Source organism: Streptomyces sp. HUAS MG91, from assembly GCF_040529335.1.
Classification (GTDB): Bacteria; Actinomycetota; Actinomycetes; order Streptomycetales; family Streptomycetaceae; genus Streptomyces; species Streptomyces tabacisoli.
In genome coordinates this window covers 1,818,292-1,833,863 of record NZ_CP159534.1, presented here as the reverse complement: position 1 = coordinate 1,833,863, position 15,572 = coordinate 1,818,292, and the positions used below count along the sequence as shown (strand labels likewise).

General features: G+C 70.8%; 13 protein-coding genes. 11 read left to right on the top strand and 2 right to left on the bottom strand.

The window, feature by feature from the left end; all coding sequences use genetic code 11:
* From ABII15_RS08460 to adhE, 10 genes are all read left to right on the top strand, one after another.
* Positions 1-900, top strand: a complete 900-nt coding sequence (locus tag ABII15_RS08460) for an amino acid ABC transporter permease (RefSeq protein ID WP_353941658.1) — start codon at positions 1-3, stop codon at positions 898-900.
* A complete protein-coding gene (locus ABII15_RS08455) occupies positions 897-1,658 on the top strand; it encodes an amino acid ABC transporter ATP-binding protein (RefSeq protein WP_353941657.1) in 762 nt (253 codons plus the stop codon). The genes ABII15_RS08460 and ABII15_RS08455 overlap by 4 nt, the downstream gene beginning before the upstream one ends.
* Before the next feature lie 44 nt (positions 1,659-1,702).
* Complete coding sequence (locus ABII15_RS08450) at positions 1,703-2,671, top strand: ABC transporter substrate-binding protein (protein ID WP_353941656.1); 969 nt, start codon at positions 1,703-1,705, stop codon at positions 2,669-2,671.
* Positions 2,672-2,782: 111 nt separating this feature from the next.
* The gene (locus tag ABII15_RS08445) at positions 2,783-3,841 is read left to right on the top strand and encodes an LLM class flavin-dependent oxidoreductase (RefSeq protein ID WP_353941655.1); all 1,059 of its coding nucleotides are present in this window, start codon (positions 2,783-2,785) and stop codon (positions 3,839-3,841) included.
* Positions 3,838-5,124, top strand: a complete 1,287-nt coding sequence (locus tag ABII15_RS08440; RefSeq protein WP_353941654.1) for an LLM class flavin-dependent oxidoreductase — start codon at positions 3,838-3,840, stop codon at positions 5,122-5,124. Before ABII15_RS08445 ends, ABII15_RS08440 begins: the two co-directional genes overlap by 4 nt.
* Positions 5,121-5,873, top strand: a complete 753-nt coding sequence (locus ABII15_RS08435; RefSeq protein ID WP_353941653.1) for a DUF1684 domain-containing protein — start codon at positions 5,121-5,123, stop codon at positions 5,871-5,873. Before ABII15_RS08440 ends, ABII15_RS08435 begins: the two co-directional genes overlap by 4 nt.
* A gap of 257 nt (positions 5,874-6,130) precedes the next feature.
* Positions 6,131-7,036 (top strand): S1 family peptidase, encoded by a 906-nt coding sequence (locus tag ABII15_RS08430; RefSeq protein ID WP_353941652.1) that lies wholly within the window; start codon positions 6,131-6,133, stop codon positions 7,034-7,036.
* Positions 7,037-7,230: 194 nt separating this feature from the next.
* On the top strand, positions 7,231-8,022 hold the full coding sequence (locus tag ABII15_RS08425; RefSeq protein WP_353941651.1) for a slipin family protein: 792 nt from the start codon (positions 7,231-7,233) through the stop codon (positions 8,020-8,022).
* Between the two features lie 331 nt (positions 8,023-8,353).
* Positions 8,354-9,436, top strand: coding sequence for a S1 family peptidase (locus ABII15_RS08420; protein ID WP_353941650.1), 1,083 nt, complete (start codon positions 8,354-8,356; stop codon positions 9,434-9,436).
* A 253-nt stretch (positions 9,437-9,689) separates the two neighbouring features.
* Complete coding sequence (adhE, locus tag ABII15_RS08415; protein ID WP_353941649.1) at positions 9,690-12,305, top strand: bifunctional acetaldehyde-CoA/alcohol dehydrogenase; 2,616 nt, start codon at positions 9,690-9,692, stop codon at positions 12,303-12,305.
* An 83-nt stretch (positions 12,306-12,388) separates the two neighbouring features.
* On the opposite strand, the gene ABII15_RS08410 is transcribed toward adhE, so the two are convergent.
* The gene (locus tag ABII15_RS08410) at positions 12,389-13,042 is read right to left on the bottom strand and encodes an acetate uptake transporter (RefSeq protein ID WP_353941648.1); all 654 of its coding nucleotides are present in this window, start codon (positions 13,040-13,042) and stop codon (positions 12,389-12,391) included.
* 83 nt (positions 13,043-13,125) lie between these two features.
* On the bottom strand, positions 13,126-14,160 hold the full coding sequence (locus tag ABII15_RS08405) for a DUF3533 domain-containing protein (RefSeq protein WP_353941647.1): 1,035 nt from the start codon (positions 14,158-14,160) through the stop codon (positions 13,126-13,128).
* 149 nt (positions 14,161-14,309) lie between these two features.
* Here ABII15_RS08405 and ABII15_RS08400 point away from each other — a divergent pair, with 149 nt between their 5' ends.
* Positions 14,310-15,563, top strand: a complete 1,254-nt coding sequence (locus tag ABII15_RS08400; RefSeq protein WP_353941646.1) for an ROK family protein — start codon at positions 14,310-14,312, stop codon at positions 15,561-15,563.
* Positions 15,564-15,572 lie beyond the last annotated feature (9 nt).

Below are 15,572 nucleotides of genomic sequence, written 5' to 3'. Positions count from 1 at the left end.
ATGTCTCTGACCAGTGACCCGCCCCTGGGCACCACCGACACCGGCGCCGCCACCGAAGCGCCGAAGGACGCCTACGCACACCTCAAGGTCGTCCCCGTACGCCATCCCCTGCGCTGGGTGGCCATCGTCGTCACCGCCGTGCTGCTCGCCCAGTTCGCGCACGGCCTGGCCACCAACTCCGGCTGGGAATGGGAGGTGTTCGCGGAGTTCTTCACCGCGGACGTCATCCTCAAGGCCGTCTGGACCACGCTCCAGCTCACCGCCTACGGCACGGCGCTCGGCTTCGCGCTCGGCATCGTCATCGCGTTCATGCGCCTGTCGAGCAGCCGGTTCCTGCGCACCGTGGCGTTCGGCTACATCTGGGCGTTCCGCTCGATCCCGCTGATCGTGCAGCTGCTGTTCTGGTTCAACCTGGCCTACCTGTACAAGGAGTTGCAGTTCGGCATCCCCTTCGGGCCCGGCTTCTTCTCCTTCGACACGATGGGCCTCGTCGGCGCCATGAGCGCGGCCGTGCTCGGCCTCGCCCTGCACCAGGCCGCGTACGCTGCCGAGATCGTGCGCGGCGGTGTACTCGCCGTCGACGGCGGCCAGTTGGAGGCCGCGGCCGCCCTCGGCATCCCGCGCCTGCGGCAGATCCGCCGCATCGTGCTGCCGCAGGCGATGCGCTCGATCCTGCCCAACGCCGCGAACGAGGTCATCTCCCTCTTCAAGGGCACCTCGATCGTCTCCGTCATGGCGATCGGCGAACTCTTCTACCAGGTGCAGGTCATCTACGGCCGCAACGGCCGCGTGGTGCCCCTGCTGATGGTCGCCACCGCCTGGTACATCCTCCTGACCAGCGCGCTCTCCGTACTCCAGTACTACGTGGAGCGTCACTTCGCGAAAGGTTCCACCCGATGAGCGCCATGGTGGACATCAAGTCCGTGCACAAGAGCTTCGGCTCCGTCGAGGTGCTGCGCGGCATCGACCTGGAGGTGCGGGCCGGCGAGGTCACCGTCGTCCTCGGCCCGTCCGGCTCCGGCAAGTCGACGCTGCTGCGCACCATCAACCACCTGGAGAAGGTGGACAGCGGCTGGATCAGTGTCGACGGACAGCTCGTCGGCTACCGCCGCTCCGGCGACAAGCTGTACGAGCTGCGCGAGCGGGAGATCCTCAAGCAGCGCACGCACATCGGCTTCGTCTTCCAGAACTTCCATCTCTTCCCGCACCTGACGGTCCTGGAGAACATCGTCGAGGCGCCGCTCTCCGCGCTCAAGCGGCCCCGCGCCGAGGTGGTGGACAGCGCCCGCAAGCTGCTCGACCGCGTCGGCCTCGCGGACAAGGCCGACGCCTATCCGCGTCAGCTCTCCGGCGGCCAGCAGCAGCGCGTCGCCATCGCCCGGGCCCTCGCCCTGGAGCCCAAGCTGCTGCTGTTCGACGAGCCGACGTCCGCGCTCGACCCCGAACTGGTCGGCGAGGTCCTCGACGTCATCCGCGACCTCGCCCACCAGGGCACCACGATGATCGTCGTCACCCACGAGATCGGCTTCGCCCGCGAGGTCGCCGACACCGTCGTGTTCATGGACGAGGGCCGCATCGTCGAGCGGGGCGCCCCCGGCGACGTACTGGACGCGCCGCGCGAGGACCGCACCCGCGCCTTCCTCTCCAAGGTCCTCTGATCTACCAACTCCCCCTTTCCACAACTGCTTTGAGGAGTACGAAGATGTTGTCCCGCCGCACCCTGACCGCCTCCGTCGCCGCGCTCGCCCTGTCCCCGCTGCTCACCGCCTGCGGCGGGGACAGCGACGCCGCCACCACCGGCGCCGCCGGCACGAAGAAGGTCGGGAACGTCAACATCGGCCCCGACCAGCACCGCATCCGCGGCAAGAAGGTCGACAAGATCGCCGCGCTGCTGCCCGCGGCCGTGCGCGAGCGCGGCACGCTGCGGCTCGGCGGCAGCGCCGACGCCTCCCCGCCACTCGGCTTCTTCGCCACCGACGACAAGACCCGCATCGGCTCCGAGCTCGACCTCGCCACCCTCGTCGCCGACACCCTCGGGCTCAAGGTCAAGCAGGAGCTGGTGAGCTGGGAGAACCTGTTCGTCGGGCTCGACAGCGGCAAGTTCGACGCCGTCTTCTCCAACGTCACCGTCACCGAGGAGCGCAAGGAGAAGTACGACTTCGCCACCTACCGGCTCGACAACATCGCCTTCGAGGCCAAGAAGGGCACGAACTGGCGGGTGAAGGAGCCCAAGGACGTCGCGGGAAAGACCATCGCCGTCTCCTCCGGCACCAACCAGGAGAAGATCCTCGTCGACTGGAGCAAGCGCAACGAGAAGGCGGGCCGCAAGCCCGTCACCATCAAGTACTTCCAGAAGGACACGGACTACTACCTGGCGCTCCAGTCCGGCCGCATCGACGCCTACCTGGGACCGAGCCCGGCCGCCTCCTACCACGTGGCGTCCGCCGGACAGTCGCAGATCATCGGCACCATCTCCGGCGGCGGCGACGAGGTCCAGGGCGAGATCGCCGCGACGACGAAGAAGGGCAGCGGGCTCGTCGACGCCTACGCGGCCGCGCTCAACCATGTCATCGAGGACGGGTCGTACGCCCGGGTGCTGAAGCGGTGGGGGCTGTCCAGTGAGGCCGTGCCGAAGTCGGAGGTCAACCCTGCCGGGTTGCCCAAGACGTAGGCGGGCGGTGTGTGCCTCGGTTCGCCGCGACGCCGTCGTGGCTGGTCGCGCAGTTCCCCGCGCCCCTTTCGGGGCGCGGGCCTGCCCCCTCGATGAAAGGTTCCTCCCGCCATGCTTCATCTCGCCGCCGCCGTCGACCTCGCCGACACCTACGATCCCGCCCCCTACCTGGAGCTCACCCGGCTCGCCGAGCACGGCGCGCTCGACTTCGTCACCCTGCGCGACACCTTCGCGGCGCCCGGCCCCGACGCCCTCGCCGTGCTGTCCAGGATCGCCCCGGAGACCTCCCGGATCGGGCTCGTGCCCACCGTGACCACCACCCACACCGAGCCGTTCCACGTCCAGGCCGCCGTCGCCACCCTGGACTGGGTGAGCCGGGGGCGGGCCGGCTGGCGCCCCGACGTGTCGCCGGGCGACGACGAGTCGCGGCTCTTCGGACGCCGGGACACGGCCGCGCCGCCCGCCGACCTGTGGCACGAGGCCGGTGAAGTCGCCGACGTGGCGGCGAGGTTGTGGGACAGCTGGGAGGACGACGCCGAGATCCGGGACGTCGCCACCGGCCGCTTCATCGACCGCGACAAGCTGCACTACGTCGACTTCGAGGGCCGGACGTTCTCCGTGCGCGGCCCGTCCATCGTGCCCCGGCCGCCCCAGGGCCGGCCCGTCGTCGTCGTGGACGCCACCCAGCCGTACGCGTACGACGTCGCGGCCCGGCACGCCGACGTCGCGCTCGTCGGCGCCCCCGACCCGGACCAGCTAGCCGCCGCCCGGGCCGGGCTGCGGCGCCGCGCCACCGAGCACGGCCGTGACCCGGACGAACTGCGGGTGCTCGCCGCGCTCCGCATCGACCTCGGCGGCGGCGAGCACGCCGCCCAGCCCGGCCACGGCGGCGGACCGCTGCCCACCGGCGAGGGACCGCTCTACCGGGGCGGGCCCGTCGACCTGGCCGAGCTGATCGCCGCCTGGCACCGGGCGGGCGCCGCCGACGGCTTCCACCTCACCCCGCTCGACCCGCGCCGCGACCTGGAACGCCTCGTCAACGGCACCGTGCCGCTGCTCCAGCACCGCGGCCTGTTCCGCACCTTCTATCCGGGCAGCACCCTGCGCGAACACCTGGGGCTCGCCCGGCCCGCCAGCCAGTACGCAGCCGCCCCGGGGGCCCGCTCATGACCAGGCAGATCCATCTCGCCGCCCACTTCCCGGGCGTCAACAACACCACCGTGTGGGCCGACCCGCGCTCGAAGTCCCAGATCGACTTCGCCTCCTTCGAGCACCTGGCCCGCACCGCCGAACGCGGCCTGTTCGACTTCTTCTTCCTTGCCGAAGGCCTCCGGCTGCGCGAGCAGCGCGGCCGCATCCACGACCTGGACGTCGTCGGCCGCCCCGAGTCGATCACCGTGCTCAACGCGCTCGCCGCCGTGACCCGGAACCTGGGACTCGCCGCCACCGTCAACGCCACCTTCAACGAGCCCTTCGACACCGCTCGGCGCTTCGCCACCCTCGACCACCTCAGCGGCGGCCGCGCCGCCTGGAACGTGGTCACCTCCTCCGACGCCTTCACCGGCGAGAACTTCCGCCGCGGCGGCTACCTCGACCGCGCCGACCGCTATACACGCGCCGCCGAATTCGTCGCTGTGGCACGGGAGTTCTGGGACGCGGGCACCGACCACCCCGTCCACCACCAAGGGCGGCACTTCACCGTCGAGGGCGACTTCACCGTGCCCCGCCCGCCGCAGGGCCACCCCGTCGTCATCCAGGCCGGGGACTCCGCCGAGGGCCGCGAGTTCGCCGCGTCCACCGCCGACGTGATCTTCACCCGGCACGGCACCCTGGAGGCCGGGCAGGCCTTCTACGCCGATGTGAAGGCCCGGCTGGCCGCGTACGGGCGCGAACCCGACGACCTCAAGATCATGCCGGGTGTCACCGTCGTGCTCGGCGACACCGCCGCCGAGGCCCAGGAGCAGGCCGCCGAGATCCGGCGGCAGCAGGTCTCCCCGCAGACCGCGATCCTCGCCCTGGAGCAGGTGTGGGGCGTGGACCTCTCCTCCTACGACCCCGACGGGCCGCTGCCCGACATCGACCCGGTCCCCGACTCCGCCCTCTCCCAGGGACGCACCCGGCGCGGCGACGTCCTCGAGATCGCCGAGAAGTGGCGGGCGCTCTCCCGCGCCAAGGGCCTGTCCATCCGGCAGACCGTGATCGAGACGACCGGCCGGCAGTCGTTCATCGGCACGCCCGAGGCGGTCGCCGCCGAACTCGACGCGTTCGTGGCGGGCCGCGCCGCCGACGGATTCATCCTCGTCCCGCACCTGACGCCCGGTGGCCTCGACGCCTTCGTGGACCGGGTCGTCCCGCTGCTCCAGGAGCGCGGCGCCTTCCGCACGGAATACACCGGCTCCACCCTGCGCTCCCATCTGGGACTGCGCACTCCCGAAAGGACCCTCACCGCATGACCGACGCCGCCGACGCCTGGAAGCAGTGGCACGAAGAGCGGACCGCGTCCGTCTCCGCGCCCCACGGGCCCCTCTCGCTCACCGGCACCCACTGGCTCGACGACTATCCGGACGGCAAACTTCCGGCCATCCCCGGGAGCTGGCGGACGGACGGTGACGCCGTCGTGCGCACCCTGGACGGCACGGAGACCCGGCTCGGCGCCGACGCCACCGTCGCGCTCGGCGAGCGACGGCTCGTCGTGATCGTCCGCGAAGGACTGTGGGGCGTACGGGACTTCGACCCGGCCGCGCCCGCCCGCACGGCGTTCCTGGATTCGGCGGGCATCGACGCCACCCCGTACGACCCGCGCTGGGCGGTCGAGGGCCGCTTCACCCCGTACCCGGGCGGGAGCACGGACGTCCGCGTGGCGAACGCCGACGGCAGGGAGCGCGCGCTCGGGCTCGCGGGCGAGCTGTCCTTCACCCTCGCCGGGCAGGAGCACACACTGCAGGTGGCGCGGCAGGCGGACGGCCGGCTCTGGGCCGTCTTCGCCGACGGCACCAGCGGTCGCGGCAGTTACCGGTTCCGCTTCCTGCACCCGGCCGCGCCCGACGCCGAGGGCCGCACGACGGTCGACCTCAACCGGGCGACGCTGCCACCCTGCGCCTTCGCCGACCACTTCCTCTGCCCCTTCCCGCCCCCGGGCAACACCCTCCCCGTGGACATCGAGGCGGGCGAACGGAACCTGGCGGCGCCGAGGACCGTCTGACAGGTCGAGCCGAGCCCCGGCGGGCGGGCCGTACGCACCGTACGAGCCGAGCCGCCGGGGCCTGTAGTCGTGCGCGGAGATCCCGTGGACGGCCGAAAGCCGCTCTTGTGCGGGGTAGTTGAGAGACCGAATACTCCCGAACAGCGCTTGTCAGGGTCACGACGTGTTCGGAATCCGGACCACCGATGTCCCTGACCGCGCCTCACCGGGCCCCGACCCCACGCGGGCCCCCGACTTCCCTCAGGAGGGAACGACCAGTGAGGATCAAGCGCACCACCCCCCGAAGCGGCATGGCGAGACGGACCGGGCTGATCGCCGCGGGCACCGGACTGCTGGCGGCCGCGGCGTTCACCATCCCCTCCGCGCAGGCCGCGGAGGTCCAGACGTTCAGTGCGGCCCAGCTCACCCGCGCAAGCGACGCCGTCGAGTCCGCCGACATCGGCGGTACCGCGTGGGCCGTCGACGCCAAGACGGGCAAGGTCCTCGTCACCGTCGACAGCACCGTGTCGCAGGCCGAGATCAACAAGATCACGGAACGGGCCGGCAGCAACGCGGGCGCGCTCCGGATCGAGCGGACGAACGGCACCTTCAAGAAGCTGATCGCCGGCGGCGACGCCATCTACGGCGGCGCCTACCGCTGCTCCCTCGGCTTCAACGTCCAGGACAACAGCGGCAATTACTACTTCCTGACCGCGGGCCACTGCGGCGAGGTCGCCTCCACCTGGTACTCGAACTCCGCGAAGACCACGGTGCTGGGTTCGAACGTGAGCTACAGCTTCCCCGGCAACGACTACGCGCTGGTGAAGTACAGCAACAGCTCGGTCACCAAGTCCGGCACCGCCGGCAACACGGACATCAAGAGCGCGGGCACGCCGAGCGTGGGCGCCACCGTCTACCGTGACGGCTCCACCACGGGCATCCACAGCGGCAAGGTCACCGGGCTCAACGCCACCGTGAACTACGGCAGCGGCGACATCGTCTCCGGCCTGATCCAGACCAACGTCTGCGCCGAGGGCGGCGACTCCGGTGGCGCCCTCTACTCCACCGGCGGCGTGGCCTACGGTCTGACCTCCGGCGGCAGCGGCAACTGCACGTCCGGCGGCACGACGTTCTTCCAGCCGGTCACCGAGGCGCTCAGCGTGTACGGCGTCCACGTGTTCTGACCGCCCCACCCGCACCACCTGCGACAACCGCACCGGCAGTACGCCTGTGCGGCACCGCGGCCACCAGTGGAAGCCCCCGTCCGGCAGTGCGCCGGGCGGGGGCTCTCCCGTACCGGCCCGCACGGGGCTACGGTCGAAGGGCGCGCCCGAACCGCGCGCCTGATGCGCCCACTTCGGACCCCGGGGGCCGTGAGATGGTCGAGGAAATGGTGGCGGCCGGAGCGGCCGTCCTCTGTGCCGGAGCGGTGTACGCCGCGGCGGCGGCCCGCGTCGTCAAACAGTACGAGCGCGGGGTGGTGTTCCGCCTCGGCCGGCTCACCTCGTCGGTGCGCGGCCCCGGGCTCACGATGATCGTGCCGGGCGTGGACCGGCTCCGTAAGGTCAACATGCAGATCATCACCATGCCGGTGCCCGCGCAGGACGGCATCACGCGGGACAACGTCACGGTGCGGGTGGACGCCGTCATCTACTTCAAGGTGGTCGATCCGGCCGAGGCCGTGGTGCGGGTCGAGGACTACCGGTTCGCGGTCTCCCAGATGGCGCAGACGTCACTGCGCTCCATCATCGGCAAGAGCGACCTCGACGATCTGCTCTCCAACCGCGAACAGCTCAACCAGGGGCTGGAGTTGATGATCGACAGCCCGGCCGTCGGGTGGGGCGTGCAGATCGACCGGGTGGAGATCAAGGACGTGTCGCTGCCCGAGACCATGAAGCGGTCGATGGCGCGGCAGGCCGAGGCCGACCGGGAGCGGCGCGCCCGGGTCATCAACGCCGACGCCGAGTTGCAGGCGTCCAAGAAGCTGGCCGAGGCCGCGCAGCAGATGGAGGACACTCCGGCCGCGCTTCAGCTCCGGCTGCTGCAGACCGTGGTGGCGGTCGCCGCCGAGAAGAACTCGACGCTGGTGCTGCCGTTTCCGGTGGAGCTGCTGCGGTTCCTGGAGCGGGCCACGCCCGCGGCCCGCGTCGAGGAGGGCGACGCGCCGTAGGGCTTCCGCGGTGTGCCGGGTGTGGGCGTGGGTGGCCGGTCGCGTAGTTCCCCGCGCCCCCTGACGGGGCGATTTCTGGACAGGACTAGTCCTCACCCTGTGCCCAAGTGTGCGCGCACGGAGTGTTTGCTTTGGGGATCGCGAGTGGACGACCTCGACAGGGGTGCTGCACATAAGGGTGAAGGTGTGGACGTGGGTTGACGTACGAGCGTCCTGAAGTCGACCTTGTGTGTCCCCTGTGACGGTCGGGATAGTGGGCCCGTCAGCCTCACGGAACCCGGTCCGTCCCCCACGTCGGCCTGGTTCCCAACCCCCCACAGGAGGACGTGAGTTGAAGCACCGACGCATACCCAAGCGGCGTGTCGCCGTGGTCGGAGCGGGAATAGCCGCCCTGGCCGCCGCGGGCATCACCTTCCAGACTGCGAACGCCAGCACCGACACCCCGGACCTGACGCCGAAGAGCATCTCCGTCGCCAAGGCCGGAAACCTCGCCTCGTCCCTGCACAAGGACCTCGGCGCGGACGCGGCGGGCAGCTACTACGACGCGAAGGCCGAGCACCTCGTCGTCAACGTGCTCAGCGAGAACGCCGCGCGGACCGTCAAGGCGGCCGGCGCGCAGGCCAGAATCGTGCAGAACTCCCTGGCCGCGCTGAAGAGCGCCCGGACCACCCTGAAGAGCGACGCCTCGATCCCGGGCACCTCATGGGCCACGGACCCCGCCACCAACAAGGTCGTCGTCACCGCCGACCGCACGGTCAAGGGCGCCGACTGGCAGAAGCTGAACAAGGTCGTCGACGGCCTCGGCGTGAAGGCCGAACTCCAGCGCACCCAGGGAGAGTTCAAGCCCTTCGTCGCGGGCGGCGACGCCATCTCGGGCGGCGGCGGCCGCTGCTCGCTCGGCTTCAACGTGGTCAAGGGCGGCCAGCCGTACTTCATCACGGCGGGCCACTGCACCGAGGCGATCTCCACCTGGTCCGACTCCAGCGGCCAGGAGATCGGCACGAACGAGCAGTCCAGCTTCCCGGACAACGACTTCGGGCTCGTGAAGTACACCGCGGACGTCCCCCACCCCAGCGAGGTGAACCTCTACAACGGGTCCGCCCAGCAGATCACCAAGGCCGGTGACGCGACCGTCGGCCAGAAGGTGACCCGCTCCGGCTCCACCACCCAGGTGCACGACGGGACGGTGACCGGGCTCGACGCCACCGTGAACTACGGCAACGGCGACATCGTGAACGGCCTGATCCAGACCGACGTCTGCGCCGAGCCCGGCGACAGCGGCGGCTCGCTGTTCTCCGGCGACACGGCGATCGGCCTCACCTCCGGCGGCAGCGGCGACTGCACGTCCGGCGGCGAGACGTTCTTCCAGCCGGTCACGGAAGCGCTCTCCACGTTCGGCGCGGAAATCGGCTGACCGGTTTTCGAGGGGCACCCCGCACACGCGGGGTGCCCTTTTTCCGCGAAATTCTTGTGAAAGTTTTCACAAACTCGCAAGGGGCTTAAGGCCTCCCGTATCTGTGCAGGTGGGGGAGGGTTTTCCTGGCCCGGGAGTGATCTTCTTGGGACCTTCGCCCCGCGAGCCGAGGCCCTTTTCCGCCCGCCGTGCCACCCGAAAAGGTGTGCAATCGAACTGTCGAAGAAAAGGCCGTGAAGAAGGAGATCCTGCCGTGGATGCCAAGGGGATGGTCGACGAACTGGTCACCGGCGCGCTGGAGGCGCTCGCCCGGTTCGAGACGTTCGACCAAGAGCAGGTCGACCACATCGTCAAGAAGGCGTCCCTCGCGGCGCTGAGCCACCACGGCGACCTGGCGAAGAGCGCCGTCGAGGAGACCGGGCGCGGGGTCTTCGAGGACAAGGCGGTCAAGAACCTCTTCGCGAGCGAGCACGTCGTGAACTCGATGCGCGGCCTGAAGACCGCCGGCGTCATCTCGCGCGACGAGATCAACGGCGTCACCGAGATCGCCGAACCGGTCGGCGTCATCTGCGCGATGACCCCCGTCACCAACCCGACCTCCACGACGGTCTTCAAGGCGCTGATCGCGCTCAAGACCCGTAACCCGATCGTCTTCGCCTTCCACCCCAGCGCCCAGAAGTCCTCGGCCGAGGCCGCCCGGATCGTGCGCGACGCCGCCGTCGCCGCCGGCGCCCCCGAGAACTGCGTGCAGTGGATCGAACAGCCCTCCATGGAGGCCACCGGCTTCCTGATGAACCACGAGGGCGTCTCCACCATCCTCGCCACCGGTGGGAACGCCATGGTCAGGGCCGCCTACTCATGCGGCAAGCCGGCCCTCGGCGTCGGCGCGGGCAACGTCCCCGCCTACGTCGCCAAGGACGCCAAGCTGGGCCGCGCCATCCACGACATCGTCCTGTCCAAGGCCTTCGACAACGGCATGATCTGCGCCTCCGAGCAGGCCGTCATCCTCGATCAGGAGATCTACGAGGACGGCATCGCCGAGCTGCGCCGGCTCCAGGCCCACGTGCTGACCGCCGCCGAGAAGACCAAGCTGGAGGAGTTCGTCTTCGGCACGACCGCCTACGGCACCGACTGCGCGGGCGCCAAGCTGAACGCCTCCGTCGTCGGCAAGCCCGCCACCTGGATCGCCGAGCAGGCCGGCTTCGAGGTCCCCGCCGACACCTCGATCCTCGTCGCCGAATGCGCCGAGGTCGGCCCCGCCGAACCGCTCACCCGCGAGAAGCTGTCCCCGATCCTCGCCGCGCTCAAGGCCCGCGACACCGAGCACGGCCTCGAACTCGCCGCGCAGATGGTCGAGTTCAACGGCCTGGGCCACTCGGCCGCCATCCACACCGAGTCCGAGGAACTGGCCGAGGAGTTCGGCCGGCGCGTCAAGGCGATCCGCGTCATCGTCAACTCGCCCTCCACCTTCGGCGGCATCGGCGACGTCTACAACGCCTTCCTCCCGTCGCTGACCCTGGGCTGCGGCTCCTACGGCCACAACTCGGTCTCCAACAACGTCTCGGCGGTCAACCTCGTCAACATCAAGCGGATCGGGCGGCGCAACACCAACATGCAGTGGTACAAGATCCCGCCGAAGATCTACTTCGAGCGGAACGCCGTCAAGTACCTCGGCGAGATGGACGGCGTCAGCCGCGTCAGCCTCGTGACCGACAGGACGATGGGCGCCATCGGCTTCGTCCAGAAGATCACCGACATCCTGAACGCCCGCCCGCTGCCCGTCACCGTCCAGGTCATCGACAACGTCGAGCCCAACCCCGAGCTGGCCACCGTCCAGGCGGGCGCCGCCGCCATGCGGGACTTCCGCCCCGACACGATCATCGCGCTCGGCGGCGGCTCGCCGATGGACGCCGCGAAGATCATGTGGCTGATGTACGAGCACCCGGAGATCGAGTTCGCGGACACGAAGGAGAAGTTCTTCGACATCCGCAAGCGGGCCTACACCTTCCCGCAGCTGGGGGAGAAGGCGAAGCTCGTCGCGATCCCGACCACCTCCGGCACCGGCTCCGAGGTCACCCCCTTCGCCGTCATCTCCGACCCCGAGGCCGCCCAGAAGTACCCCCTCGCCGACTACGCGCTCACCCCGAACGTCGCGATCATCGACCCGATGCTCCCGATGAACCTCCCGCCGACCGTCACCGCCGACTCCGGCTTCGACGCGCTGACCCACGCCACCGAGGCGTACGTCTCCGTCTACGCCAACGACTTCACCGACGGCCAGTGCCTTCAGGCCATCAAGCTCATCTTCGAGAACCTGGAAGCGTGCGTGAAGGACGGCGCCAAGGCCCCCGAGGCGCGCGAGAAGATGCACAACGCGTCGACCATCGCGGGCATGGCCTTCGCCAACGCCTTCCTCGGCCTGGTGCACGCCATGGCCCACACCCTCGGCAACACCTTCCACGTCGCCCACGGCCGCACCAACGCCCTGCTGCTGCCGCACGTCATCCGGCACAACGGCACGGTGTCCTACAAGGCGACCCCGTGGCCCAAGGCCGAGACCTACCGGGCGCCCGAGCGGCTCCAGGAGATCGCGAAGATGCTGGGCCTGCCGGCCGCGACCCCGGAAGAGGGCGTGGAATCGTACGCCAGGGCCGTCGAGGAACTGCGCGACCGGTGCGGCATCCCCGCCTCGTTCGCCGCCGAGGGCGTCGACGAGAGCGCCTTCCTCCGGGCGCTGCCCCAGCAGGCCATGAACGCCTACGCCGACCAGTGCGCGCCCGCCAACCCGCGGATGCCGATGATCGACGACATGCAGCAGCTGATGCGGCAGGCGTACTACGGGAACCGGGAGGGCACGCCCACCGCGTGACCCGCCTCCCGACGAGGACGCGCGCCCCGCCACCGTTCGCACTACGGTGACGGGGCGCGCATTTTCCGTACGCGTACGGGCGTTCAGGACTCGGCGAGCTCCGGCGGCGTCAGGAAGCGGCCCATCGGCAGCACCGGGCGGCCCCACGTCGAGGCCATCACCTGCCCCGCGAGCAGATACAGCGCCCCGGCCGTGGCGCCCAGACCGAACCAGCCGGCGACCCGGTTCCAGCCTTCGAGGCCCGTGAAGCCGTTGCAGGTCATCGCGACGAACACCACCAGGACACAGCTGAAGGTGAGCAGCAGCACCAGATGGATGCGCCAGCTCGCGAGCCACAGGACGAAGACCACGAAGACCCAGGGGAGCGTGAACAGGCCCATCGCGTCGCCCCGCAGCGACGGATCGAGCGAGGGCACGATCCACTGGAGCATCAGCGCCTTCGCCATCCAGAACAGACCGAAGCCCCCGAAGACCGTCGCGTGCCAGGTGTCACCGCGCTGGGCCTGGAAGAGACCGGCGAGCAGCTGGGCCAGCCCGCCGATGAAGAAGCCGACCGTGGGCACGTCGGCCGCCGCGAGGCGGTCGGGGAAGATGCCCGCGTCGATGCCGGTGGCGATCATCGTGACCACGATGAAGCCCGTCAGGCCGAGGGGGCCGAGCTGGGCCTGGGCCGTGGGCTCCATCCGTTTGACGGAGCTGGCCTGGGCGGCCGGGCCTGATCTGTTGGGGAGGTTCACTGGGGCGCCTTTTCGTCTGCCGGGTGCGCTTTCGTGTGCGAGTGCTGGTTGTGGGTGGTTGCTCGCGCAGTTCCTCGCGCCCCTCAGGGGGCCGTACTCGTCCTGAGCTTCTTCTGGCGCAGACTCGACACCAGGAGCGTCACCGCCACGCCCGCCACCGCCCAGGCCGAGAGGACCAGCAGGGACTGCGTCAGGGCGTTGCCGTCGAAGTACGCGATCGAGCGGGCCGCCCAGGTGCCCGCGCCCGGGGGCAGCCAGGGGCCGATCGCCTTCCAGAACGGGGGCAGCATCGGCAGCGGGAACGCGCCGCCCGCGCTCGGGTTGCCCGCGACGACGACCACCAGGACGGCCAGGCCGATCCCGACGATGCCGGTGAGCTCCTCCAGGGCCAGGGTGAGCGCGCCGACCGCGAAGGTGACGAGCGCGCCGAGCCCGGCCAGACCCCAGAAGGAGCCGGGCAGCGCGCCCAGGATCGAGTCGCCGATGATGAGCGAGCCGCCGATGCCGCCCGCGATCGCGACCAGCGCCATCGTGCCGAGCCGGATCAGCGCGCGCGGCGGGCTGGTGGGCCTGGATCCGGCGCTGATCGACATGATCGAGGCACACAGGTAGCCGCCGACGCACCAGCCCACGACCAGGTAGAACGCGGAGAGGCCGTCGAAGTCCTTGGGCGAGGCCGGTGCCACGTCGACCGGGCGGACCGTGCGCTGCTGGGTGGCGTCGATCTCGCCCGCCAGGTTCTCCAGGGCGGTGGCCAGGACGGTGCCGCCGCCGGACGCGACGAGCAGGGTGTCCGTGGTGCCCCGCGGGTTCAGGACCAGCGCGCCGTCGATCTTCCGGTCCATGATCTGCCGCTTCGCCGTCGCCGCGTCGGCGACCACGCGCGGGTCGAGCGGCGAGCCCGGCAGTTTCGCCAGCTGCTGCTCGGTCTGCTGGGCCACGGCCGCCGTCGGACCGACGACACCGAACGGCACGTCCTTCGGCTTCGGGCTGTGCAGCGCTCCCACGTAGGACGCGATGAAGAGCAGTTGCAGCGCGAGGACGCCGATGACGAGCAGCGCGGCCCGCGGGGTGACGGCGTCCTTGAACTCCCGGGCGAATCGATCGGCGAATCTCATGTCCCCACCGTCGGGCGGGGCACCGTTCCCTGCAGTCGGGGTGGACCGAACGAGTGGCCCCGGGGCGGCCGCCGCGTCCGCCCGGCCCTGCCCGCGGGCCCGGGCACGCCATAAGCTCGTCCTCACCGACCCCATGGAGACTGCGCCGTATGACCGAACAGACCCAGACGCTGTCGCTGGTCCTGAGAACCATCAGGAGCGGCCTGGCGGTGACGCGGCCGGAGTTGAGCCGGCACACCGGCCTGGGCCGGACGATCATCCAGCAGCGGGTCGACCACGCGCTCAGGGCCGGGCTGCTCAGCGAGGGCGAGCCCGCGCCGTCGACCGGCGGCAGACCGTCACGGATCCTGCACATCGCGGCCGGGCGCGGTGCCGTCCTCGGAGTGGTCTTCGGCGCCACGCACCTGCATCTCGCCGTGACCGACCTGGACGGTACGCAACTGGCCGACCGGCGCCTGCCCTGGGACGTCGAGGCGGGCCCCGAGGCGTCGCTCGCCGCGCTGTTCGAGGCCGCCGCCGCGCTGCTCACCGGGGAGCTGGCGGACCGGCTGTGGGGTGTGTGCGTGGGCGTGCCGGGACCGGTCGACTTTGCCCGGGGCACCCCCGTCCATCCGCCCATCATGGAGGGCTGGCACGGCTTCCCGCTGCGCGAGCGCCTGGAGGCCCACTTCGCCGTCCCCGCCTGGGTCGACAACGACGCCAACGTGATGGCGCTGGGCGCCTGGAGCCGGGACCGGGTCGCGGCCGGCGACAACGTCCTGCTCGTCAAGGCCGGCACCGGCATCGGCCTGGGCCTGATCTCCCGGGGCCGCCTGCACCGCGGGGCCCGGGGTGCGGCGGGCGACCTGGGCCACACCATCGTCGCGGCCGAGTCCCGGCACCGGTGCCGGTGCGGGAAGTTCGGCTGCCTGGAGGCGCTCGCCGGCGGCTGGGCGCTCGCGCGGGACGCCCGCGCCGCGGCCCTGGCCGGCCGCAGCGCCTTCCTCCAGGAACGGCTCGACCACCTCACCGTCACCGAGGTCCTGGACGGCTGCGCGCACGGCGACCCGGTGAGCATCGAACTGGTCACCCGGGCCGGGGAACTCGTCGGCTCCCAACTGGCCCTGCTGGTCAGCGTGTTCAACCCGTCGACCGTGTATCTGGCGGGCACGCTGGCGCAGGCCGGTGACGTGTTCCGCGAGCCGGTCGTCGACCAGGTCACCCGCGGCGCCCTCCCGCTGGCCACCGACGAACTCGTCATCACCGAGGCCGACCCGGACCGCGCCGAGGGCGTGGGCGCGGCCCAGCTGGCCATCGAGGAGCTGCTGCACCCCGACATGCTCGGCGAATGGCTGCGCCACGGCAGCCCGCGCGACGCGCACGCCCGCGAGCGGGCGAGCGCCGAGCCGCTCTACCTCTCCTGAGCCGTCCCG